The sequence below is a fragment of the Pleomorphomonas carboxyditropha genome (genome assembly GCF_002770725.1).
GTDB classification, from domain to species: Bacteria; Pseudomonadota; Alphaproteobacteria; order Rhizobiales; family Pleomorphomonadaceae; genus Pleomorphomonas; species Pleomorphomonas carboxyditropha.
In genome coordinates, this window is sequence record NZ_NQVN01000012.1 from 19,021 (window position 1) to 42,698 (window position 23,678).

20 protein-coding genes are annotated in these 23,678 nt (G+C 67.3%); 3 read left to right on the top strand and 17 right to left on the bottom strand.

What is annotated here, in order from left to right; genetic code table 11:
* Window positions 1-60: 60 nt before the first annotated feature.
* The 3 genes from CJ014_RS16765 to CJ014_RS16775 all read right to left on the bottom strand — a co-directional run bounded on the left by CJ014_RS16765 (window position 61) and on the right by CJ014_RS16775 (window position 3,720).
* Complete coding sequence (locus CJ014_RS16765; protein ID WP_100081637.1) at window positions 61-1,110, bottom strand: succinylglutamate desuccinylase/aspartoacylase domain-containing protein; 1,050 nt, start codon at window positions 1,108-1,110, stop codon at window positions 61-63.
* A 73-nt stretch (window positions 1,111-1,183) separates the two neighbouring features.
* Window positions 1,184-2,647 carry a siroheme synthase CysG gene (cysG, locus tag CJ014_RS16770; protein ID WP_100081638.1) on the bottom strand — a complete coding sequence of 488 codons (1,464 nt, stop codon included), beginning with the start codon at window positions 2,645-2,647 and terminating at the stop codon, window positions 1,184-1,186.
* A 650-nt stretch (window positions 2,648-3,297) separates the two neighbouring features.
* On the bottom strand, window positions 3,298-3,720 hold the full coding sequence (locus CJ014_RS16775; protein WP_100081639.1) for an organic hydroperoxide resistance protein: 423 nt from the start codon (window positions 3,718-3,720) through the stop codon (window positions 3,298-3,300).
* Window positions 3,721-3,903: 183 nt separating this feature from the next.
* Here CJ014_RS16775 and CJ014_RS16780 point away from each other — a divergent pair, with 183 nt between their 5' ends.
* Window positions 3,904-4,371 carry a MarR family winged helix-turn-helix transcriptional regulator gene (locus CJ014_RS16780; RefSeq protein WP_100081640.1) on the top strand — a complete coding sequence of 156 codons (468 nt, stop codon included), beginning with the start codon at window positions 3,904-3,906 and terminating at the stop codon, window positions 4,369-4,371.
* Between the two features lie 150 nt (window positions 4,372-4,521).
* On the opposite strand, the gene CJ014_RS16785 is transcribed toward CJ014_RS16780, so the two are convergent.
* The 12 genes from CJ014_RS16785 to bglB all read right to left on the bottom strand — a co-directional run bounded on the left by CJ014_RS16785 (window position 4,522) and on the right by bglB (window position 19,653).
* Window positions 4,522-5,073, bottom strand: a complete 552-nt coding sequence (locus CJ014_RS16785) for an SIS domain-containing protein (RefSeq protein ID WP_100081641.1) — start codon at window positions 5,071-5,073, stop codon at window positions 4,522-4,524.
* 45 nt (window positions 5,074-5,118) lie between these two features.
* The gene (locus CJ014_RS16790; protein ID WP_100081642.1) at window positions 5,119-6,000 is read right to left on the bottom strand and encodes a TIM barrel protein; all 882 of its coding nucleotides are present in this window, start codon (window positions 5,998-6,000) and stop codon (window positions 5,119-5,121) included.
* Between the two features lie 24 nt (window positions 6,001-6,024).
* The gene (locus CJ014_RS16795; protein ID WP_100081643.1) at window positions 6,025-6,987 is read right to left on the bottom strand and encodes an ABC transporter permease; all 963 of its coding nucleotides are present in this window, start codon (window positions 6,985-6,987) and stop codon (window positions 6,025-6,027) included.
* Window positions 6,977-8,491: a sugar ABC transporter ATP-binding protein gene (locus CJ014_RS16800; protein WP_100081644.1), complete on the bottom strand. Its 1,515-nt coding sequence runs from the start codon at window positions 8,489-8,491 to the stop codon at window positions 6,977-6,979. The genes CJ014_RS16795 and CJ014_RS16800 overlap by 11 nt, the downstream gene beginning before the upstream one ends.
* A gap of 140 nt (window positions 8,492-8,631) precedes the next feature.
* Window positions 8,632-9,579 (bottom strand): substrate-binding domain-containing protein, encoded by a 948-nt coding sequence (locus CJ014_RS16805; RefSeq protein ID WP_100081645.1) that lies wholly within the window; start codon window positions 9,577-9,579, stop codon window positions 8,632-8,634.
* Between the two features lie 958 nt (window positions 9,580-10,537).
* The gene (locus CJ014_RS16810; protein WP_100081646.1) at window positions 10,538-11,617 is read right to left on the bottom strand and encodes an ABC transporter ATP-binding protein; all 1,080 of its coding nucleotides are present in this window, start codon (window positions 11,615-11,617) and stop codon (window positions 10,538-10,540) included.
* 13 nt (window positions 11,618-11,630) lie between these two features.
* Window positions 11,631-12,683, bottom strand: coding sequence for a carbohydrate ABC transporter permease (locus CJ014_RS16815; RefSeq protein WP_100081647.1), 1,053 nt, complete (start codon window positions 12,681-12,683; stop codon window positions 11,631-11,633).
* On the bottom strand, window positions 12,683-13,720 hold the full coding sequence (locus CJ014_RS16820) for a carbohydrate ABC transporter permease (RefSeq protein WP_100081648.1): 1,038 nt from the start codon (window positions 13,718-13,720) through the stop codon (window positions 12,683-12,685). Before CJ014_RS16820 ends, CJ014_RS16815 begins: the two co-directional genes overlap by 1 nt.
* A gap of 143 nt (window positions 13,721-13,863) precedes the next feature.
* Entirely contained in the window at window positions 13,864-15,120 is a 1,257-nt protein-coding gene (locus CJ014_RS16825; RefSeq protein WP_100081649.1) for an ABC transporter substrate-binding protein, read from the bottom strand.
* A 76-nt stretch (window positions 15,121-15,196) separates the two neighbouring features.
* Window positions 15,197-17,725 (bottom strand): hypothetical protein, encoded by a 2,529-nt coding sequence (locus CJ014_RS16830; RefSeq protein WP_245427410.1) that lies wholly within the window; start codon window positions 17,723-17,725, stop codon window positions 15,197-15,199.
* Window positions 17,722-18,558 (bottom strand): 5-dehydro-4-deoxy-D-glucuronate isomerase, encoded by an 837-nt coding sequence (kduI, locus tag CJ014_RS16835; protein WP_100081650.1) that lies wholly within the window; start codon window positions 18,556-18,558, stop codon window positions 17,722-17,724. Before kduI ends, CJ014_RS16830 begins: the two co-directional genes overlap by 4 nt.
* A gap of 12 nt (window positions 18,559-18,570) precedes the next feature.
* Window positions 18,571-19,653 carry a beta-galactosidase BglB gene (gene bglB, locus CJ014_RS16840; RefSeq protein WP_100081651.1) on the bottom strand — a complete coding sequence of 361 codons (1,083 nt, stop codon included), beginning with the start codon at window positions 19,651-19,653 and terminating at the stop codon, window positions 18,571-18,573.
* Between the two features lie 149 nt (window positions 19,654-19,802).
* Between bglB and CJ014_RS16845 the strand changes: the two genes are divergently transcribed.
* The gene (locus CJ014_RS16845) at window positions 19,803-20,831 is read left to right on the top strand and encodes a LacI family DNA-binding transcriptional regulator (protein ID WP_425351926.1); all 1,029 of its coding nucleotides are present in this window, start codon (window positions 19,803-19,805) and stop codon (window positions 20,829-20,831) included.
* A 22-nt stretch (window positions 20,832-20,853) separates the two neighbouring features.
* On the opposite strand, the gene CJ014_RS16850 is transcribed toward CJ014_RS16845, so the two are convergent.
* Together CJ014_RS16850 and CJ014_RS16855 are read right to left on the bottom strand one after the other, a co-directional pair.
* A complete protein-coding gene (locus CJ014_RS16850; protein WP_100081653.1) occupies window positions 20,854-21,423 on the bottom strand; it encodes a type II toxin-antitoxin system VapC family toxin in 570 nt (189 codons plus the stop codon).
* 1 nt (window position 21,424) lies between these two features.
* Window positions 21,425-21,760: a hypothetical protein gene (locus tag CJ014_RS16855; protein WP_245427412.1), complete on the bottom strand. Its 336-nt coding sequence runs from the start codon at window positions 21,758-21,760 to the stop codon at window positions 21,425-21,427.
* Window positions 21,761-22,159: 399 nt separating this feature from the next.
* Here CJ014_RS16855 and CJ014_RS16860 point away from each other — a divergent pair, with 399 nt between their 5' ends.
* Window positions 22,160-23,641, top strand: coding sequence for a DEAD/DEAH box helicase (locus CJ014_RS16860; RefSeq protein ID WP_100081654.1), 1,482 nt, complete (start codon window positions 22,160-22,162; stop codon window positions 23,639-23,641).
* The last annotated feature ends 37 nt before the right edge of the window (window positions 23,642-23,678 follow it).

Sequence of the window (23,678 nt, forward strand, 5' to 3'; positions counted from 1 at the left end):
CCTACGCGAAGGCGTAGGACCTCTGGCCGAAAAGGGCGCCAAGGCAAATATCGGGTGCCCTCAGCTCTCCAGCGCGCCGCCATCCTTGGCCGTCGCCGAACGCTCGTCGCCGACGATCTTCACGAGGTCATCGCCCACCCGGATGGCGCGGGCGAGCACGCGGGTCAGCACCAGGCCGGGCGCCACGGCATGGACCGGCACCACCGACGCAGGATCGCCCGGCACCGGAATCAGTTCGGCGACGAGCTGCCCGGCCCTGACCACATCGCCCGGCTTGACGTGGAAGAAGGCCATGCCGCCGACCGGCGCCCTGATCATCTCGACATAGGACTGCGGCACGCCCTTGCCGGTGAACGGCCCGACCGGCGTCGCCGCCGCATCGGTGATCACCCCGCGTCCGACCAGGAAGCGGTAGAGGCCCTCGCCGTCCTTCTCGGCCGTGTCCGGCCCGACGTCGTGAATGCCCTTCAGCTCCACCGTCGCCACGACGCGGCGCTCGAAACCGCCCGCCGCCAGATGCGGCCGGAAAGCCGCCTCGTCGAAGGAAGCGTCGGTGCCGCCCTCGAAGGTCAGCACGGCGCCGCAATCGAGGACGGCGGCGAGGTCGGCGCTGTGCGGCCAAAGTTCGGCCGGCATGTAGAGATAGTTCGGCCCCTCGTTGTCGCAGTGAAGGTCGAGCACCAGATCGGCGTCGAGCGCCAGCTTCTGCAGCGTCGCCTTCAGCCGGCGGTCGCAGGAGACGCCGTCGGCGTCGTCGGTCAATAGCGCCGGATCGGGCCGGTCGATCAACGCGAAGGCGCGGTTGAAGTTGGTGCGGCTGCCGTAGAAGAAACGGCCCTGATGGTCGTCCCACTGGAACTGGTTGAGGCCGATCGGATTGGCGAAGGGCACGACGGTGACCGAGCCCCTGAGCCGTCCCTCCGCCTCGGCGGCCTGCAGCCTGGGGATCAGCACGTGCAGCGCCGCGACGCCAGGCAACTCGTTGCCGTGCAGCGCCGCCTGCAAATAGGCTTTGGGCGCCTTGGGATCGGAGCCCTGAAAGCGCAGCACCGTCAGGGAATAGCAGAGGCCCGGCATGTCGCCGGGAAGGGTCAGAATCGTCTTGTCCATGCCGTCCGTCCATAGAGAATGCGACGGAGTCCTAGCATCCGGGACGGCGGCAAGGCGATGAAAAACAACGGGCTCAGAAAACCGTAGCCGTCTCGGCCGGCACGCTGACCGCCGGCGTTCCCGCCGCGAACACCTTGCCGATGCCGATCACCAGCGGCTGGTCGGTCGGCACCGAGCCGAGCGCCACCAGATCCCCGAGGCGATGGCGCTCCAGCCGCTGCCCGCGCTGGCCGACGCCGAAGCCGAACGCCACCGGCGTTTCCGGCGGCAAACCCTCGGCGATCAGCCGAGCGGCCAGCCGGCCGGCGGTGCGGCCGCCCATGTAGACGATCAGCGTCGTGTCGGGATCGGCGAGGCCGCGCCAGTCGAGCCCCTCGTCGAGCTCGCCGCTCTTGGCGTGGCCGGTGACGAAGCGCAGCGAGTGGGCGGCATCGCGATGGGTCAGCGAGGCGCCGAGCGCCGCGGCGAGAGCGATGCCGGCCGAGATGCCCGGCACCACCTCCACGGTGACGCCCTCGGCGACGAGCCGCTCGATTTCCTCACCGGCCCGGCCGAACACCATGGGATCGCCGGCCTTCAGGCGAACGACGCGCTCGCCGGCCCGCGCCAGTTCGACCATCAGCTCGTTGATGTCTTCCTGCCGGCAGGACGCCCGGCCGCCGCGCTTCCCAACCATGACGCGCCGCGCCTCGCGGCGGGCCAGCTCCAGCACGTCCGGCGAGACGAGATCGTCGTAGAGCACCACGTCGGCCGATTGCAGCGCCCGCACCGCCTTCAGCGTCAGGAGCTCCGGCTCGCCCGGCCCGGCGCCGACCAGGATCACCCGGCCCGGCTGTTCGGCCGACCGGGCGGCGCCTTCCACCTCGGCGACCAGCCGCGCCGCCTCGCCCTCGTCCGGCGCCGGTCCGAAGGCGCGCTCGGCGAAGCGTTCCCAGAAATTGCGCCGTGGCGCGCCGGGCGCCAGGCGTGAGGTGACGGCGTCGCGGATGCGGCCGGCCAGCGCGCCCCAGGCGGAGATCGCCGGCGGCAGCAGCGTCTCGATGCGGCGGCGGATCGCCTGCCCCATCACCGGCGCCGCGCCGTCGGTGGAGATGCCGATCACCACCGGCGAGCGGTTGACGATCGAGCCGAACAGCACGTCGCAGGCGTCCGGCTTGTCGACGATGTTGACGAGCGCCCCGGCCGCGTGGCCGGCCGCCTGGAAGGCGGCGATCTCCTCGGGCTCGTCGCTGTCGAGCACGGCGAGCGCGCTGCCGGCGAGATCGGCGTCCGCCCAGCCGCGCCTAAAGAGCGTCAGCCGGCCCGGCGGCGTGCCGCGCTCGACGACGGCGACGAGCTCGACATCCGGCGCCTCGGCGAACACCTGGACGTCGCCGCCGGCCGCCGAAAACAGCTCGGCCTTCCAGGCCACCGCTTCCGAGCTGCCGGCCACCACCACCCGCCGGCCCGTGAGGTCGACGAACAGCGGCAGCCGGGCCAGCGGCTGCATGCGGGCCGGAAAGGTGCGGAGCGGGGCGCGTCCGTCGCGCTCGGTCATCTCGGGCATCCTGGTCAGGGTTCAGTGAGGCGTCAGTATCTCAAAGGCGGCGGCGCGACAGAAGAACCGCCGTGCCAAACTCCGTCCATAGCCGGATTTTCATTGCCCGAATACTGCGAAAGGCAGTCAGGTTTTTCCCGGTCCGACAATCGAAGGTCGCCGAAAGAGTTCGCCGCCGGCATCGACGCCCTCGGGAGGCGGCAATGTCCGGCGGCGATGCGCTGGGCCCTATTGTCGGGCCGGTTCCCTTGGAAGGTGCGCCGTTCTCGGCCCACTCGGATTGAGAAAAAGCAGAAAGCGTGCCAGTCCCCGGAGCGTTCCATGGAGGACGCGGCGGCGGCTGGCGGCACCGTGCCCGAGGTTCTCCGCCCACACGGAGGGCGGTAGTTTATATAACTGTTTTCTCTATATAATTCTGTCATCCTGCGCGAAGGCGCAGGACCTCGGGTAGAACGGAACAATCGGCCGATATAGGTCTCATGAGCCAAGCGGGGCGGACAAAACGCAGCCGCCGTACCGGCTGCCCATTTCGCGGGCATCTGCCCAAGAGTCGTGCCGGGCTGTTGCCCGCAAACGACGACGCGCCGGGCGGGGCACCCGGCGCGTCGATGGTCGGCATTAGGCGGGACGGGGGGGAGGGGCAACCCGCCTCAGAGCACGACCAGCGTTTTCTCGATATTGCCGCGCGTCGCATGGCTGTAGGGGCAGACCACGTCGGCCTTCTTGACGAGGTCCTCGACCACGGCGCGCTCGACGCCCGGCACCTTGATCTCCAGCTTGGCAGTGATGCCGAAGCCGGTGCCGTCGTCGCGCGGACCGATGCCGATATGCGCGTCGATCGACGCCTCGGCCGGAATGGATACCTTTTCCTTGGACGCCACGAACTTCAGCGCGCCCATGAAGCAGGCCGAATAGCCGGCCGCGAACAGTTGCTCCGGATTGGTGCCCTGACCGTTGTCGCCGCCCATCTCCTTCGGGGTCGACAGATCGACCTTCAGCCGGCCGTCGGAGGTCTCCGAGTGGCCGGTGCGGCCGCCGGTCGTGTGGGCATGGGCGGTATAGAGAATGGTCATGGCTTCCTCGCCTGTTGGTGTTCCGATGCCCATATTAATTGCGCGCAATTCAATTTCGAGCAATTCACAATTCCGTGATCACCGGCGATTTCCGCTGGGGAATTGTGGCCTGCACCGTATATTGATCCCCGTATTCGGCGAAAAAACGCCGAAGGCCACGAAAGGTTCCAACTTCGGATCGACATGACCAGCGCGCCCAAGCTCTCCGACCAGCTCTGCTTTGCCGCCTATTCCTTCACGCACGCCCTCAACCGCGCCTACCGGCCGCTGCTCGAGCCGCTCGGCCTCACCTACCCGCAGTATCTGGTCATGCTGGTGTTGTGGGAGGACGACGGGCAGACGGTGAAGGAGATCGGCGACCGCCTGAAGCTCGATTCCGGCACGCTGACGCCGCTGCTGAAGCGGCTCGAGGCGGGCGGCTACGTGACGCGCCGGCGCGGGCGAGAGGACGAGCGGCAGGTGATCGTCCGCCTCAGCGACGAGGGACGGGCCCTATCGGAGAAGGCGGCGCAAGTGCCGGTCGAGCTCGGCTGCGCCATGGGCGCCGGATTGGGAGAGATCGCCGAGCTGCGCGAGCGCCTCACTGCCCTGCGCGACCGGTTAGGCGAAGCCGGCTGTGCCGTCGGCGAGCCGGAGGCGAGCCAGGGGTGACCGGCGAACGATGCCTCGAAATGACGACCGATCGGGCTCTCATCCAGACGATTTTCGAGCCGAGGGGATACCGATCCGCGCGAGAAAAATGCGTCAGCCCAATAAGATAGGGCGTTTCCTGCCTTTCGGAATCACGACGGCCCGCCGCCGTCACTCCAGATTGGTGTGATTGGCGCGCATCGCTTCCGGGCCGACCTTCAGCGCCTCGCGCAGCTTGAGGATGAGGCATTCGAACAGCACATACTGGGCGCCCTCGAACAGCGATCCCATCGGCAGCACCGAGGTCGACGGGCCGGAATCGTTGGCCATCGTCTGCGCCGGGATGGTCAGCACGACGTCGGCGGCCAGGGGACAGGCCCCGCCGGGCTGCGCCGTCACGCAGAGCGTTTGGGCGCCGGCTTCGGAGGCCGTCTTCATCAGCGCGGCGACGGTCGAAAAATATCCCGGCCCGGCCGAAACGATGAGCAGATCCCCCCGGCCGAGCGGCGGCGCGTTCATGTCGCCGACCACCGACGCCGAACGCCCCAGATGATGGAGCCGCATGGCGAGCCCCTTGATTTGCAGCCCCTCGCGCCCGACGCCATAAAGCGCTATCCGCCTGGCGGCGGCGATCGCCGCCACGGCCCGATCGACCTCGGATTCGTCGATGCGGGTGAAGACGGCGGCCAGATCGTCGAGCGCCCGCCGATAGATCGACACCATTTTCCATCCTCCTGTTGGGCCTCCGCACGGCGGAGCGGGACCGGCTCAGGCCGACCTGAGCAGAGCCATCGCCGCCTGCATGTCGGAAAGGACGGTCGCGTCCGGTTCCTCGAAGGCATAGACGACCTCGAGGAAGAACGTTTGGTCCTTCAGCTTGTGCCGGTTCCAGAAGGCCGACAGATCGGCCGGACTTATCAGTCCGTCATGCGTGAAGTTCCAGTGCCGATCGTAGAGGCCGTCGGTCTGCTGGATGTGGTAGGCGGCGATGTACTCGCCGCAGACGGTCATCCAGTGCTCCATGGTGGCGTCGTCGCCGAACAGTGGCTTGAACATGGCGTGCCCCCAATCGACGTTGAGGCGCACGGGCACATCCGTCGCTCCCTCGAGGTCGTGCATCAGGCGCAGCGCGTCGGCGGCCGTCGAGGGAAATTCGGTCGACAGCGGCACCGGCTCGACCATGAGCATCTCGAGGCCGCGCGCCTTGGCGTGGCGGGAAATCCCCACGTAGATGTCGAGCGCCGTCTTGTAGATTTCCCGGCGTTTTCCCGGATCGACGGCATCGTCGGCGCTGAACGAGCCGAACGGCATGCCGGCGACCGGCACCTCCATGGCGGCGGTCATGTCGATCGCCCGGACCAGATGCTGGCGGCCGAGGTCGCGCAGTTCCGGCGTCGGCGCCAGGATGTGGTTGTAGCTGTAGCTGGCGAGGCCGCCGAAGCTGCTCTCGACGGTGACACCGGCCCGGGCGAAGGCCTGGGCATAGGCGCTGGCAAGCGCGTCGCGCTGGGCTTCCGGCCACCAGGGATCGACGAGATCCCAGGTGAACTGGACGTAGCGGGTGTCGAGATCGTCGGCGACCAGAGCGGCCAGGCGCTCGGCTTCCAGCCAGCGTTTGACGGCGAAGGAGAGGTTGAGTCCGAGTTTCATGGGGATCCTCGCTTGGTCTCCGGTTCAGATGTCGCGACGCATGTAGCGGCGGGAGATGGCGTCGAACGAGATGGCCAGCACCACGATGACGCCGCTGACGACGCCCTGCCAATAGGGCGACACGCCGAACAGGACGATGATGTTCTCGATGATGGCGATGATGGCCGCGCCCAGGATGGCGCCGACCGGCGTGCCGACGCCGCCGGTGGTGGCGACGCCGCCGATGACCGAGGCGGCGATCGGCGGCAGCACCCAGGTGGCGCCGATCGACGGCTGGGCCGTGCCGAGGCGGGCGACCATCAGCAGGCCGGCGAGAGCCGCCAGCGTGCCGGCGGCCGTGAACACCAGGACGCGCACCCGGTTGACCTTGATGCCGAGCATGGCGGCGGCGGCGGCGTTGTTGCCGATGGCATAGATATAGCGGCCGAGCGGCGTCTTCAGGGTGACGAAGGCGGCGATCGCCAGCACCACGATCATGACGACGAACGGCACCGGCACGCCGAGCACGTCGCCGCGCCCGAGGAACTGGATCTCCTTGGGGATGTTGGTGATGGCCACGCCCTTGGTCAGCACCAGGTTGATGCCGCCGTAGATGCCGGCCGTGCCGATGGTCAGCACCAGCGAGTGCAGCCCGAGCTGGGTGACCATGATGCCGTTGAAGAAGCCGAGGCCGGCGCCGAGGGCGAGGCTGAGGAAGATGGCGATCCAGGGATTGATGCCGAAGCTCATCATCAGAATGCCCGCGACGACGCCGCACAGGCCGCCGATCACGCCGAGCGACAGGTCGAGCTCGCCGAGGATCAGCAGCATCGACTGGCCGACCGTCACCAGGCCGACGAAGGCCAGCGACCGGGCGATCACCGATATGTTGTAGGACGTCAGGAAATAGGGGGACAGCAGGGCCGACAGCACGAAGATGATCAAGAGGGCAACGAATACGCCGGCAAGCGAGTTCGCCAGGAGGAAGGAAAGGGTTTTACGCTGCATTGGAATGACTCCCGGAGCCGAAGATGGCGCCGATAAGCGTCTCGTTGCTGGTGGTGGCGTTGTCGAAGCTGCCCGTCTGGCGGCCCGCGTACATGGTGACGATGCGGCTCGCGCACTTGCGCAGCTCGTCCATCTCGGAGGAGATCAGGATGATGCCGACCCCGGATTCGGCGAGGCGCTTCATGATCTTGTAGATTTCCGCCTTGGTCCGGACGTCGATGCCCTTGGTCGGCTCGTCGAAGATCAGCACCGACGGCGAGGTGGCCATGGCCCGGCCGATGATCGCCTTCTGCTGGTTGCCGCCCGACAGGAACGAGATCTTCTTGTCCATGCTGGCGGTCTTGATGTCGTAGGCGGCGATGATCGCTTCGACCAGGGTCCGTTCCCGGCGCGAGGAGATGCCGAACCGGGCCAGCGTCTGCTTCAGGATCGAGATGCCGATGTTCTCGCGCAGCGAAAGCTGCGGCAGGATTCCGTGCAGCTTGCGCTCCTCCGACAGGTAAAGCAGGCCGTGGTTGACCGAATGGCTGGTGTCGCCGAGCGTATGGGGGTGGCCGCGCAGCCTGACCGTGCCGGCCCTGGCCTTCAGGTAGCCGAAGATTGTCTGCATCACCTCCGAGCGGCCGGCGCCGAGCAGGCCGGCGAAGCCCAGGATCTCCCCGTGGCGAAGCTCGAAGCTTATGTCGTGGAAACGGCGGCCGGCGAGGCCCCGGACTTCGAGGATCGGCGGACCCGATGGCGGCTCGGCCGGCGGCGTCGGACGGAAATGCTCCTCGAAGGAAAGCTCGGAACCGCTCATGGCGCGGATGAGATCGCGCTCGGTGATGTCGGCGATCCGGCCGTCGGCCACTTTTTCGCCGTTGCGCAGCACGGTGAAGTCGTCGCCGATCTCCAGCACCTCGCCCATCTTGTGCGAGATGAAGATGATGGCGTGGCCGGTGTCGCGGAACGACCTGACGACGTTGAAGACGCGCTCGATCTCCGTCGTCGTCAGCGACGACGTCGGTTCGTCGAGGATCAGCACCTTCATGTGCTTGTTGGTCGAGGCGCGGGCGATCTGCAGCAACTGCTGGTCCGGCACCGAGATGTTGCGCACCAGGTCCGACGGCCTGGCGGTGATGGCGAAGCGGTCGAGATAGGCCTTCGCCTCGCGCTCGAGGGCGCGCTGGCTGATCAGGCGGCCGGTGAAGTCGGCGCGGTCGTAGGGAATGAACAGGTTTTCCGCCACCGACAAATGCGGGAACAAACTGAGTTCCTGCGGTACGTAGGCAATGAAGCGGAACTTCGCCGGATCCTCGGCGACGTCCTTGCCGTCGATGATGATACGTCCGCGGGTCGGCGCCGGATCGGAGCCGGTGATCAGCTTGACCAGGGTCGACTTGCCGGCGCCGTTTTCGCCGGCCAGGACGTGGACGCGACCAAGCTCCAGCTTGAGACTGACGTTGTCCAGCGCGCGGACGCCCGGAAAGTCGCGTCCCAAACCTTCAACTTCGAGAAATGCCATGGTTCGTGTCCTGGGGGCCGAGGCGGCCGGCCTCCGCTCGCGAGGCGGCCGACCGTTCCGGGCGGGATCGCCGCCCCGTTGCACTCGCGGGAGGGATCGGGCCGGTCCCTCCCGCGGCGGCGGATGCCGCTGGGCCTGGATCACTCGCCGATATTGTCCTTGGTCAGCACGGCGATGCCGGTATCGATGGTCTTCGGCGTTTCGACGCCGAGGGCCTTCTGCCACATGGTCATGACGGCCCAGTAGCCCTGCATCTGCGGCTTGGTCGACGACGAGCTGTCGGCGATGCCGTCGCGGATGGCCTGAAGCATCTCCGGCAGGTTGTCGAGACCGACCAGCGTGACCTGGCCGGCCTTGCCGGCTTCGGTGATGGCCTGGGCGATGCCGATCGGGCCGGCCGCGTCGCAGGCGACCCAGCCCTTGAGGTTCGGGTTGGCCTGCATGATGGCGGCCGCCTGCTTCTGGGCCGTCTCGATGTCGTCGTTGTCGATGCCGGTGGCGACCAGCTTGATGTTCGGATACTTCTCGAACACCTTCTTGTGGCAGTCGGCGCGGATCGCGTGGTTCGGCGCGCTCGGCACGCCCATCATGATGGCGACTTCGCCCTCTTCGTTGAGCAGCTTGACCAGACGTTCGGACGCGATCTCCGCCTGCTCGCAGAAGTCGTTGCCGATCGCCGTCAGCTCCATGCCCTCGGGCGGCACGGAGTCGAACACCGACACCTGGATGCCTTGCTCGATGGCCTCCTCGAGCGGGGCGCGGTTGCCGGAGGGGTCGAGCAGGTCGATGGCGATGCCGTCCGGATGGGTGGCGATCGTCGATTCGAGGATCTGGTTCTGCTGGACGACGTCAGCCTGCTGCGGCGCGCTGTACTCGATGGCCACCTTGGCGCCGGTCTGGGCCTCGATCACCGCGGCGGCATGCTTGGCACCGTCATTCACCAGGTCGAACCAGGGATGGACGACCTTCGGAACGATGACGAAGCGGAAGCTGTCCTTCTTGGTCAGACCCGGCAGCTCGTCGGCGAAGGCCGCGCCGGTGAACAGAAGGGCGGAAGCGGTCAGCAGAGCTACGGTAAGCTTTTTCATGGGTACTCCTCCTTGGTTTTGGCGCCTGCGTTGGTGTCGAACGTTGTCGGCAGGGCCGAGAAAAGACGACAAACGACTTCGGCATGAAGTATGGACTTTCCCTCCAGGTCCTTTCTTTTTTTCTTTAGCGTCTATATCGAATCCTCCACACTTAAGAAGATTACAATTGCATCAACTTCAATTTCCACTCAAATTTATTTATAAAATGGCAAGATAATACTTTATTTATACTACAAATCATTTCGACAATAAAAAGCCACTTCGCACCGGCTGCCGGGCGATCGTTCAAGCTCTGGTTTCGCTTTGGCGGCGAAGCGAAGCTCGGGGAGACGATCTGTCCCTATGCGGTCCGCTCAGGCGCCGATCGGCTATCTCCGGCCGATTACGCGGGCACCGGACATGTAGCCTCCCTTGTTACGGACGCGAGGCGCGCAAGCGCACCGTTTCCCCGTTCAAGCCGCGGCCGCGTCTCTTCTCCCTCGATGCCGCATACCATGCGTTTTGTTATTGTTACCACAATTATTGATAACATCTACCATGCCAGTGTCAAGCGCGCGCGCCGATGCTTCGGAGCATCGCATGGGATTCCTCTAAATGATTTGTTGGAAAAATATTTATATAACAGATATATACAAGCGTCCTATGGGATATAGAAGTTGCATGCGCTTGCTGCAAAAAAGTGGCGATTGCGACATTGTCACATATGGTTGTGATTTATAGCGAGGAATTGTGAGAGAAAACCAAATCGATTATGTTCCGCATCATGGAAAGTGATGCAAAACGTAACTGGAGCATGTCCTGCTTTTTTCGGAATCGGGGGGATTCCTTCGCTTTGCAGACCATGATTCAGGATGCGGTCTGTTCTCTCGAATGATTTGCGTGAGCGCGTTGTCGCAGCGGTGGCCGGTGGCGCGACGTGCCGGTCGGTGGCCGCCCGGTTCGCCCCCGATCATCGCCCTTAGGCGAGCCGCAGCCCCGCGTCGTCGAACAGGTGCAGGTCGGCCGGAGCGAACGCGAGGCGCACGCTTTCGCCGGCCCGCAGGGCATGCTGGCCGGCGAGCACCGCCTGCAGGCGTTCACCGCCGCCCGTCCGGCCGTGGATGACCGTCTCGGAGCCCAGGGCCTCGACCAGCGTCACCTCCACCGGCACGCCGTCGCCGCCGTCGCCGGCCAGCGAGATATGCTGCGGACGCAGCCCGACGCTGACGGCCTGGCCCGGCGCGACGCCGGCGGCCGGCCGCGGCACCGCCACGCTCAGCCCCATCAGCGACACCGACGTCGCCGTATCGCCGGCCTCGACCACCGTTCCCTTGACGAAATTCATGCTCGGCGCGCCGATGAAGCCGGCGACGAAGCGATTGGCCGGGCGGTTATAAAGATCGAGCGGCGTGCCCACCTGCTCGACACGGCCCTTGCGCAACACGACGATGCGGCTCGCCAGCGTCATCGCCTCGATCTGGTCGTGCGTCACGTAGATCATGGTGGTCCGGAGACGGTCGTGCAGGGCCGACAGCTCGGCGCGCATGGAGATGCGCAGTTCGGCGTCGAGGTTGCTGAGCGGCTCGTCGAGCAGGAAGGCGGTGGGATTGCGCACGATGGCGCGGCCGATGGCGACGCGCTGGCGCTGGCCGCCGGACAACTGGCCGGGACGCCGTTCGAGATAGTCGCCGATCTCCAGCATGCGCGCCGCCTCGGCGATCCGCTTGTCGATCTCGGCGCGCGGCATGCGGGCGTTTTCGAGGCCGAAGGCGAGGTTCTGCCTGACGCTCATGTGCGGATAGAGCGCGTAGGACTGGAACACCATGGCAAGGCCCCGATCGGCCGCCGGCACCGTGTTGACCAGCTTGCCGTCGATGTGGATCTCGCCGCTGGTCGGCCGGTCGAGCCCGGCGATCTGGCGCAGCAGCGTCGACTTGCCGCAGCCGGACGGGCCGACGAACACGACGAACTCGCCGTCGCGGATATCGAGGTCGATGTCGTGCAGCACGCCGAGAGCGCCGAAGGACTTGCAGACTTTTTCGAGCGTGATCCGGCTCATTTGGCGTGTTTCCTCATTTCAGTCCGGATGTGGCGATGCCGCGCGCGATGAACCTTTGCAGGAAGACGAAGACCAGCACCACCGGGATCATGGTGACCACCGTCATCGCCAGGATGTAGTGCCACTGGACGTTGAGCTGGCCGGCGTAGACGTTGAGGCCGACCTGCAGCGTGTAGAGCTGCGATTGACTGAGCACGATCAGCGGCCACAGGAAATCGTTCCAGCGCCAGACCACCGAGAAGATCGCCAGCACCGCCAGCGCCGGGGTGGCCAGCGGCAGCACGATGCGCCAGTAGATCTGCCATTCCGACGCCTTGTCCATGCGCGCCGCGTCGATCAGCTCGTCGGGGATGGTCAGCATGTACTGGCGCAGCAGGAACACGCCGGTCGGCGTCGCCACCGTCGGCCAGATCACGCCCCACAGCGAGTTGAACAGGCCGAGCGCCGAGATCATCGAATAGAGCGGCACCATGATCACGCCGAGCGGCACCATCAGCGTGCCGACGATGACGATCAGGATCAGCGACTGGCCGCGGAACTTGTATTTGGCGAGCGCGAAGGCGGCCATCGAGTTGATGAGCAGGGTGACGGCGGTGGCCATCACCGTCACGAACACCGAGTTCCACAGATAGCGCAGGAAGTCGAAATGCACGAAGGGCTCGGTATAGTTGGAGGTGGCGAAGGACACCTTCTCCACCGGCTGGCGGTCGGCGATGTTGACCTTGACGATGGTCTCCGGCGCCCTGGGGTCGACCATCTGGGCGACGATGCCGATGCGGCGCACCTCGGCGAGGACGACGGTCCGCCCGTCCGCCTGCCGGACCTCATAGAGGGGCAGCGGGCGGTCGTAGCCGGCGACGATCGCCTCCTCGATCACGTAAGGCATCAGCGTCGGCGGGAAGGCGGCGAGCGCCGCCGGCGTCTTGAAGGACGACAGGACCAGCCAGACCGCCGGGCCGAACATCACCAGGAGGCCGCCGATCAGCCAGACCCAGGTGACGACGTCGGTCCAGTGCCAGCGGTCGCCGCCGCGCCGGCGGGTGAGGAAACGGAGAACATTGCCCATCACCGCTCTCCCTTCTTCTCGTTGCGGCGGGAGGCCGCCATCTGCACCAGCGTCAGCACCACCAGCACGGCGCCCATCAGGATCGAGGCGGCGGCGGCGAGGCCAGGATCGCGCAGGTCGGAGGCGAAGCCCTTCTCGTAGATATATTGCGTGAGATACATGGTGCTGGTGCCGGGGCCGCCGCCGGTCAGCACATAGGCCTCGTCGAACACCTGCACCGAGCGGATCAGCCCGAGCACCAGCACCACCAGGAGATTGGGCATCAAGAGCGGCAGGGTGATGCGGAAGAACACCCGCGTCCGCCGCGTGCCGTCCATCTCGGCGGCCTCGTAGAGTTCCTTGGGAATGGCCTGCAGGCCGGCCAGCAGGATCAGGGCGAAGAAGCCGACGCGCGCCCAGATGGTCACGCCGACGGCGGCGGCGAAGGCGGCGTTGCGGTCGGTCAGCCAGCTATAGGGCTCGAAGCCGAACAGCTCGTAGAGCACCAGGTTGAGCAGGCCCTGGCGCTGCAGGATCCAGCGCCAGATCAGCCCGACGACCACCGGCGACAGCAGCACCGGGAAGAAGAAGACGGCGCGCCAGAAGCTGCGGCCGGCGATCTCGCGGTTGAGCACCAGGGCGGTGACCAGCGCCACCAGGATCATCAGCGCCACCTGGACCACGACGAACAGCGCGGTGTTGCGCGTCGACACCCAGAAGCCGTCCTCCACGCAGGTGCTCGGATCGAGATAGCTGCGGCAGTCGAAGATGTCGCGATACTGCGCCGCCCCGACGTAGAAGCGCTGGTCGAGGAAGATCTCCGTGCCGCCGGTCACCGAATAGACGAAGTTGATGACGAAGGGCACCAGCACGAAGATGGCGAACACCGCCATGTTCGGCAGCAGGAAGAAGGAGGCCATGCCGGTGAGGCCGGCGAGCCGCTGCCAAGCGCGCAGCGGCACGTCGATCACCTGCATGACGGCCTTGACCGGGATCAGCAGCAGGCCGTCGGACCGGCGCGCCGGCCGGGCTTCTTGGCCCTCGTGTCGGTTGCTCATGGTGTGTCCGCCCGGAAGGTGCTGCGGGGAAGCCGGCGGGAGGAACCGCCACCAAGGCCGGAAGGCCGGGGCCGTTCATCCGCCGGTTGGCAAGCGGGTGGTCCGGTTGTCGCGGCCGGACCACCGGCCTTTAGCTCTCGTGGCTACTGGGCCTCGGCGACCTTGGCGGCGACATCGGAATCGATGCGCGCAAAGGCGTCCTCGAGGCTGATCTCGCCGGCGACCGCCTGGCTCACCCGCGTCACCAGCGCGCCGTAGAGGGTGTCCGACCACTTCCAGCCCGGCAGCTTGAGGGCCTCCGGCGAGGTGGTCGTGGTGGCGGCGACGAAGGCGTCGAGCGCCGCCTTGACCTGCGGGTCGTCGGTCTTGAAGTCGAGGCCGCCGGCGATCACTTCCTTGTTGGCCGGCAGGAACAGCGTGCGCTCGGCGAATTCCTTGGCCACCGGGGTCGAGGCGAGATAGTCCATCACCTTGGCCACCTCCTCGGGGTTCTTGGTGGCCTTGATGGCGACGAGGCCGGCGCCGCCCGGCATGCCGGTGCAGGCGGCCGGACCGCAGGGATTGCCGGTCGCCACCCAGTCGAAGGCGTTGCCGATCTTGGCGGCGAAGTTCGGAACCTGCCAGGATCCCGAATAATAATAGACCAGCTGGCCGTTGATGAAGTCCTCGGCGGCGGCGCGATAGGTGGTGCCGGCGGCCGACACGTAGACGTCCTTCGATGCGGTGCCGTCGTTGTTCCAGGCCACGAAGTCGGTGATGAAGGCCTTGGTTCCCGCGTCGACCGGCGCCGGCTTGCCGTCGGCGCCGATATAGTTGCCGCCGTAGGACAGCGCCGGCCCGGTCAGGCGATGGCCCGAACGGTCGAGGGCGATGGCATAGGGAACCTTCTGGTTGTCGGCCACCTTCCTGGCCGCCGCCGCCCAGTCGCTCCAGGTCGCCTTGGCGTCCGGCAGCGGCACGCCGGCCTGCTCGAACAGCGTCTGGTTGGCGAAGCCGCCGGTCAGGGTGATCTGCGTCATGAAGCCGGTGATGGCCTGCGAGCCGTCCGGCCGCATCCAGTCCGCCTGGTCGCCATAATTCCTGACCCAGAAATCGGCGTCCTTGAGATAGGGCGTCATGTCGAGCCAGTATTGCGACAGCGCCTTCAGCGCCGTGACGCGGGCGATGTCCGGGCCGTTGCCGGCGGCGAGCTGCACCGGCAGTTGATCCTTGATGGTGCCGTAGGCCACGTCGTCGATGGTGACGCGGATGTCGGGATTGTCCTTCATGAAGCGGTCGATCAGGTCGTGGAACACCTGGCCTTCCACGCCGTCGGAATACCACATGATCCGGACGTCGCCGGCCCAGGCGGTGGACGACAGCAGCCCCATGGCCGCCGCGGCAAGTATGACTTTCCTCATGGTCTCTCCTCCCCTTGGATATGGACGGGTCTCCATGCCGTCCATCGGCGGTTCCGGCCGGACCCGCCTTTTGCTTTCAGCTTGTCCGAGCCAGCGGCCCCGACGGCAGGCGCGTGGCCTCGCCGGCCACGGTCCAGGCGGCGGGATCGATGGAGCGGCCCTCCGCCTCGACGCGGCCGTCGGCATGCATCCGCACGCGGCCGTATTCCGGATCGGTGATCGAGAGCGTGCCGCCGGCCTCCTCCACCAGCGTCAGTCCGGCGAAAGTCCGGGCGAATGCGTCCGGCGAAGCGTGACGCGACGCCTCGCCGAGCCGCACGATCCACACCGCCTGGCGGCCGGGCAGCCGCAACTCGTTGCCGGCCGTCGGCCCCTCCTCCACCGGTTCGAAGGGCGCGTGCCCCTTCAGGAGAACGAGGCCGTCGCCGCAGGCGGCGAGCGCCACGTCGCCCGTCACCTCCGAGCGGTCGAAGGCGAGGCGCGGGAACCAGCAATGGGTGAAGCCGGGCTGTTCGTCGGCGCAACTGAAGATCATCACGGCCAGGCCGCGATAGTGATGCAGGCGGGGCAGAGCGCCGGAGCCGCCCCAGTAGGACGGGCGGCCGTAGCCGCTGTGGATCACTTCGCCCGGGTGGTTGATCCAGATCTGCGCATCGGGATCGGCGCCGAGCCTGAGGTGCAGCACCGTTTCCTGATAGCCCCACTCGCCCCAGCGATAATGGGCGGCGCTGCCGGCGGCGAAGGCGGCCGTCTTGTAGTGGTAGAGCTTGGCCATGCGGTTCTGGCCTTGCGCGAACACCCATTCCTGGGCGCCCTCGCCGGTGAAATCGGCGACGGCGGCAAGGTCGGGCAAGTCGAGGCCGTGATCGCGCAGGCAGAGCGCCAGTTGCGGCAGTGCATGCACGCGGCGGCCGTAATGGCCCCTGCCCCACAGCAGGCGGGCGACGCCCGACAGCTCCAGCGACGACGACGCCCGCAGCGTGTGCTCGTAGGAACGCCCCTGGGCGCCGGTCAGCACGCCGTGATGGGCCGAGCGGGCGATGATGGTGACGAGGCGGACGATCGCCTTGCCGGCCCGGCGGCGCACGTCGGCGTCGGGCGCCAGCGCAAAGAGCGCGGTGAGGCCCTTGAGGTCGATCGGGAAATAGGGGGCCGAATTGAACTCGGCCATCTCCCATTCCTCGAAATGATCGAGCCAGGCCCGCACCCGGCCAAGGCCCACCGCGCCCTGCTGCCGCCCGGGACGGCCCGAGCGGACGAAGCGGTCGTCCGGCAAGAGAGCGCCGGCCAGATAGGCGGCGGTGTGGAACAGCAGAGCGTGGTTTTCCGAGAAATACCACTGCACGTCGTTGCCCGGCTCGTCCATCCAGTAGCGATAGGCGAGGATGGCCCGGTCGACCCGCGCCCGGACCTCTGGCGCCATGTCCTTTCCATAGGCGATCCGGCTCCACAGAAGCGGCACCAGCGCGAAGTCGGCGCAGTCGTGACAGTCCTCGATGGTCGGCAGGAAGGACAGGATCATGGCGTCGGTATCAGTGCCCGGCCGTCCCGAGGCGAGGCGCGCCAGCGCGGTCACCGTGTCGGCCTCGCCGTGCAGGGAAACTTCGTCGAGCGCCTCGGCGATGCGCGCCTGAAGCCCGGCCGGCGCCGCCCCCTGGCGGGCCGTGTGGCAGATCTCGACGCCGAACACCCGCGTGGCCGTGAAGGCGCCGGCGCTGAGCGCGACGTGGAAATGCCGGAAATCGGCCGGCAGCGCTTCGGCCCCGGCGAGCACCAGGCGGCCGGCGCCGGCCTCGAGCCGGGTGCGAAGACGCGGCTTTTCCTCGCGCGACATGAAATCGCCTTCGATGACGATCGCCGCGTCCGCCGCAAACGACAGCGGCTTGGGGGTGATGAGCGCGATCTCCTCGTTCTTGTAGACCGGCCGCTCGAAATGCATGCCGTCGAGCGCCGCTTCCAGCTCGGCCGCCGCGCCGGCCGTCACCGGCAGGGGCAGCGCCTGCTCGGCGGCCGGGCCGGCGACATAGTCGAGCTCGAAGAAATAGCGGGCGTCGCGTTCGGCCAGGTCGTCGAACCAGATGGCGATGTCGTTGAACCCGGCCTTCAGGGCGACCGGGAAGTCCTTCTTGACCTCGAGGTTGCGGACATAGTCGGCCATGAAGCCCGCTTCCGCGCCGTTGACGTGGAGAATGGCCCCGCCGCAGGTGCCGAGGCGCAGCAGCGCGTCGCCGGCGGCCTCCGCCACGATCACCGTGCGCGCCCAGGTGCCGATCACCGTCGGCCGGAACCAGAAGCCGGAGAGATCGACGCGCGGCGAGCCGAAGGGCAGCCAGAAGCGGTCGAGCGCGAAATCGGCCGTGACCGCCGGCCGCCGCGCCCGCCGCTCGAGGCCGAAGGCGGTGCGGCAGGGATATTCGTGCGGAATGAAATTCTTATGCTTGGTCAGGAAGAAGAACGGATCCATCTCGCCGTGCATCGGCTGATCCGGCACGTCGTAGCGCGCCTCCTGCGTGGCGCCGAGCTGCCAGTAGGTGATCGGCGCGCCTGCTGGCAGCGGGCGGCGAAGGTGATCGACATCGGACGGGGACGACACGACTGCGCTCATTTGAGATCCGCCACGGCAACGGGGTTGACGTCGGTATAGGCCTGATTTTCGCCGGTCATGCCCCAGACGAAAGCATAGGGGCCGGTGCCGGCGCCCATGTGGATGGACCAGGCCGGCGACAGCACGACGTCGCCGCCGGCGGCGATCAGGCTGCGCGTCTCGTCCGGCCGGCCCATCAGGTGGATCACCCGGTCCTCGGGGGCGAGGTCGAAATAGCAATAGGCCTCCATGCGCCGTTCGTGCAGGTGAGGCGGCATGGTGTTCCAGACGCTGCCGGGCGCCAGGTCGGTGATGCCCATCAGCAGCAGGCAGGAGGGGGCGACTTCCGGGTGGATGTACATCCTGAGGCGCCGCTGATTGGAGCGCGCCGTCTCGCCGAGGTCGACCGGCTTGGCCTCCTCGCGGCTGATCAGGCGGTGCGGGATGTCGCGGCCGGCCGGCACCGAATTCATGTAGAAGCGGGCCGGCCGGGCGGCGTCGGCGCTTTCCAGCGTCACCTCGCGCGCCCCGCGCCCGACATAGAGGATGTCGCGATTGCCGAGCGCGAAGGCCGCGCCGTCCACCGTGGCGCGGCCGGGACCGCCGAGGTTGGCGATGCCCATCTCGCGGGCGGTGAAGAATAGCGGCGTGCCCACCTCGGCGCCGTCGCCGAAGGTCAGCGGCGCGCCGGTCGGCATGGCGGCCCCGACGATCATCCGGTCGATATGGGTATAGGCGAAGTCCATGTCGCCCGGCCGGAACAGGCCCTCCACCAGGAACTCCGCCCTGAGGCGCTTGGTGTCGAAGCCGGCGATGTCGGCCGGCGAGGCGCCGTAGATCACGCGCATGCTCATCGTCTCAACTCCTCAAACGCCGACGTGATGCAGCCCTTCGGCAAGGCAGAGAATGGCGAGCGCCTGCCCGTAGCCGGTGGGCTGGATGGGAATGTCCCGGTAGAATTGCAGGTCGTGGCCCATGCGCGTGCCGTAGGACACGTTGGCCACGGTTCCGTCGGCACCGATATCGGCCATCACGCGGGCGAGCGCCCGGAGGCCGGCCTCGCGGCAGCCGGCGGGGCCGAGCCCGAGGCGCGCCGCCTTCATCAGGCCGTAGCCGATGGCGGCCGTCGCCGACGTTTCCTCGTAGGAGGCGGGATCATCGAGCAGGGTATGCCAGGCGCCGGACGCGGCCTGCAGCGGCAGCAGGGCGGAAATCTGCGTCTCCAGCACGCCGAGCAGGAAGGTGCGCACCGGCGCCGGGATGTCCGCCAGCTCGACGAGATCGAGGATGCCGACGGTGATCCAGCCGTTGCCGCGGCCCCAGAGGGCGCGGGCGAAATTGTGCCGGCCGTCGAAGGTCCAGCCGTGGAACCACAGGCCGGACCGGGGATCGGCGAGATAGCGGGCATGCAGCAGGAACTGCTGGCAGGCCTCGTCGACGAGATCCCGCCGGCCGCTGGCCTCGCCGTAGGAGGCGAGGAACAGGCCGACCATCACCAGCGTGTCGTCCCAGAGTTCCCGGTCGTTGATCTTGTCGGACACGATATGCGGCAGGCCCCGCTCCGGCGTGCGCGGCATGGCCAGCACCCGGTTCGCCCAGTCGTCCATCACCGGCTGCCAGCGGGGATCGCGGGTATCGCGCCATAAGAGCGACAGCGCCAGCATCGGGGCGGTGGTGTTGACGTTGAGGGGCGGCAGGCCGGCGGCGAGGCGGCCGTCGTACCACGTCTCGATCACAGTGCGCAGGGCGGCGTCGCCGCCGTGCTGCCACAGGCGGACCAGTCCGTAGAGCCCGATGCCCTGCGGCCATTCCCAGGAATTGAAGCTGATATAGTCGCCCGCCGTTCCGTCGAGATTGGGCTCGTTGAAGCGTCCGTCATGGCGCAGCTTCGTCATGCCGTCGACGAGCAAGGTCAGTCGTTCACGCAGAGCGTGCCCGTCGAGGGTCATGTCCAGCCTCCCGTCGTTCCTCCGCCGCCTCCTTGCCCGAGGGCCTGCCGTGCGGCTTGGGGAAAAGCGTCTCACAGGAAAAATAGTTGCGCAATCTGAAAATTTTTTGCAATTTGCGCCGGACAGGGGGGAGCGTCCGGGTGAACAGGATCGGAAAACGGGGAAAGCCCAGCCGCAAGGTGCGCCTCGAGGACATCGCCGAGCGGTGCGGCGTGTCGCTCAGCACGGCGTCGCGGGCGCTGGCCGGCGAAAAGGGGGTCCGCGCCGAGATCCGCGCCCGGGTGGCCGAGATGGCCAAGAGCCTGAATTACGCGGTGCCCACGTCGATCGCCGGGCGCAAGATCGTGCTCGCCGCCTCCGGCGTCGCCATGCTCGACTATGTGCGCAACCAGTTCACCTACCACGTGCTGGAGGGGCTGAACGCCCGCGCCCAGGCGCTCGGCGTCGAGATCGTCACCCGGCCGATCGCCGATCCCCGCCACGACATCGGCTCGCTCGAAGCGGCGCTGGCCGACGACGACATCGCCGGCTTCCTGTTCCTGACGCTCGACGACGAGGACATGCTGTCCCTGACGCGCGGCTTCGCCAAGCCGGTGGTGCTGGTCAACGGCGACGACCCGCTGATGCGGCTGTCGAGCGTGACGCCCTGCAACCGCTCGGGCGCCCGCGCCGGCGCCGAGCACCTGATCGAATTCGGCCATCGCCGCATCCTGTTCCTGATGCGGCGCGGCCGGCGGACCATCGAGCGGCGTTTCGAGGGCTGGCGGGACGCCCTGGTCCACCACGGCCTCGACTGCGACGCCGACCTGGCGGTCGAGGTCGACGACTGGCTTCCCGAACTCGCCGCCGACGCGATCGCCGCCCGGATCGCCCAACGCGGCCTCGACTTCACCGCCGTCTTGACCGCCGGCGACAGCCTGGCGATCGGCGCGATGGCCGGCCTGGCGCGGGCGGGAGTGCGGGTGCCGCAAGACGTCTCGGTGGTCGGCATGGACGACCTGCCGCAGACCGCCTTCGTCAACCCGCCGCTGACCACCGTGCACATCCCGATGCGCGAAATCGGCGCCACCGCGCTCGACCTGCTGCTCGATGCGGTCGACGGCTTCGGCACCCCGGCGCGCCGGCTGGAACTCGCCTGCCACATCGTCGAACGTCAGTCCGTAGGGCGTGCGCCGTGAACGGCCGGCTTTCGGAAGGCGATCAGCCGCTTTTCCTGTAGAACAGCACCCGCCCGGACGGAATGAGCTGGAGCAGGTAATCGAAATCCTTGACGTTTCCCGTCACCAGGGTGAGGCCGAGCTTGCTCGCTTGCAGGAACAGGACGCAGTCCTGAAGGGCGCGCAAGCGGGCGTCCCTGTCGTATCCCTGAAGGCGGCACAGCATGCCCGACAGAAGCGCCGCCCGCCCCAGCAGATCGGCATCGGGCGCGAACACCCGGTGAGGCCGCATGGCCCGGAGAACGGTCCTTATCTGGCGGATTGCCGTTTTTGTTTGCGGGTGCTTCGGATCGAGAACGCCGACCGTATGCATCAGCTCCTGGATCGCCACCGTGGAATGATTGGCTTTGCGTATGTCGAGCAGGGCCAGCAGCGCCTCCGGCGCCCGGCCCTGAAGACTGTCGATGTAGACGCAGGTATCCAGAAGGACTTCCGATCCGGCCTGCGGCTCTTCCGAAATAAAAGGCAGTTCCGCGTCGCTTCGCCGCGCCAGGGTACGCTGAGGATCGAAACGCCCCCAGCGTACGGCGTCATCGAAATCGAAGTCGGCCACTTCAGAAACCCAGCTTCAGATCCGGCGACACCGTATCGTTGACTTCGCGGAGGACACGGCCGAAGTCGTCGTCGAGGGCGATATTTGCCAAGGCGAACTCGATCAGATCGGAGTCGGCCTCGATCCCCGTTTGCTTCTTGGCCTGCTCGACCAGGGCCGGGCTGATCCGTCCCCCGATACGGTGGCTCTTTTCGCCCAACATTCCCGCCCGATCGGCCGCCCGCATGACGGAACGGACGCGCAGCGCGATATCCGGTTCGTTTCCCGATGCGAGCTCGCGCTTGGAACGAGGACGCTTCGCGCTTTTCTCGCCGCCGTGCTTCTCAAGCGCCTTCATCGCCGTCTCCACGTTCGACAATTCCATCATTTTGTCCAACATAACGCGGAGGGTAGCCCGTTTCAAGCGCCGGTTAGCGATTGACCAAGCGGCGGTGCCGGGTCTGGAAGGCGGATATAGGGCGCACTTATCCGAAAGTGCCCGCTCCCCCAAGCCTTCCATCCCCTCTGCATAGCTCTCATGTTCCTCTTTGCCTTGACTTATGCGGCGCAAAACGTCATGTGAGAGCGCAACGGGTGGCAAGCCGCCCCTTATTACGGCCGCGTGAGCGGATCGGTTTCGATCCTTGGCCGTTCCTCCTCCCGATAATTGGCCCGATCACGCGGGGCCGGTTGCTCCCCGCGAACGTCACCGGCTTTCTGCCGGCGATGACGCATGGTTTTGAAAGCAGATTTCCCTTTGACGTCCTTTTCCGACTTCGGCCTTGCCGACAGCCTGACCCGCGCGCTCGTCGACGCGGGATACGAGACCCCCACCCCCATCCAGACCCAGGCGATCCCCGACCTTCTGAAGGGTCGCGACCTCCTCGGCATCGCCCAGACCGGCACCGGCAAGACCGCCGCCTTCGCGCTGCCCATCCTGCAGCGCCTGTCCGCCGGCCGTCCGGCGCAGCCGCGCCGCGTCCGCGCCCTGATCCTGTCACCGACCCGCGAGCTGGCCACCCAGATCGCCGAGAGCTTCAAGACCTACTCGCGCTACATGAACCACATGTCGATCGCCGTGGTGTTCGGCGGCGTCGGCCACCGGCCCCAGGAAGACCGCCTGAAGCGCGGCGTCGACATCCTGGTCGCCACCCCCGGCCGGCTGATGGACCACATGGCCGCCGGCATGGTCTCCCTCGAATCGACCGAGATCTTCGTGCTCGACGAGGCCGACCAGATGCTCGACATGGGCTTCGTCCAGCCGGTGCGCCGCATCGTCAAGCATCTGCCCAAGGCGCGCCACAGCCTGTTCTTCTCGGCCACCATGCCGAAGGAGATCGGCCAGCTCGCCGGTGAATTGCTGTTCAATCCGGTCACCGTCTCCGTCGCGCCGGCCGCCACCACCGTCGAGCGCGTCGATCAGCGGGTGATCCATGTGGAAGCCGCCGCCAAGCGCCGGCTGCTGCTCGACGTGATCGTCGCCGAGAAGCCCGAGCGCGCCCTGATCTTCACCCGCACCAAGCACGGCGCCGACCGCGTCGTCCGCCAGCTCGGCCAGGACGGCGTCGACGCGGCGGCGATCCACGGCAACAAGAGCCAGGCCCAGCGCGAGAAGGCGCTCGCCGCCTTCAAGGCCGGTTCGACGCCGATCCTCGTCGCCACCGACATCGCCGCCCGCGGCATCGACGTCACCGGCGTCAGCCACGTCATCAACTTCGACCTGCCGAACATCCCGGAAAGCTACGTCCACCGCATCGGCCGCACGGCGCGCGCCGGCGCCTCCGGCGTCGCCATCTCCTTCTGCGCCGAGGACGAGCGGCCCTATCTCAAGGACATCGAGAAGGTCACCCGCCAGAAGATCCCGGCCGAGGACCGGCGCGGCACCATCGCGCTTGCCGAGCGGTCGGAGACCTCCGAGCGCGGCGAGCGCCCGGCCGGCAAGCGGCCCCAGCCGGGCGACCGGCGCGGCAGCCGCCGCCCTGCCCCGCCGGCGGTGTCGGCCGAGCAGCAGCGGCGCGACGCCATGCCCGCCGCCAAGGCGCGCCAGCCGGGAGCCGCCAAGCCCTCGCACGCCGCCCACGGCAAGCCGGGCCAGGCCAAGGCCTCGCAGCGTCCCGTCCATCGCGATACCGGCGCCGCCGAGGAGAGCCTCGGCCGCGTCGGCTTCCTGGCCGGCGGCCGCGACGGCCTGAAGCGCCGGCCGGACGGCCAGGGCCGCGGCCACCGCGACGGCCGCTAAGCCTTCCTGTTGCCCCTCGCTTGGCTGCGGTCCTATA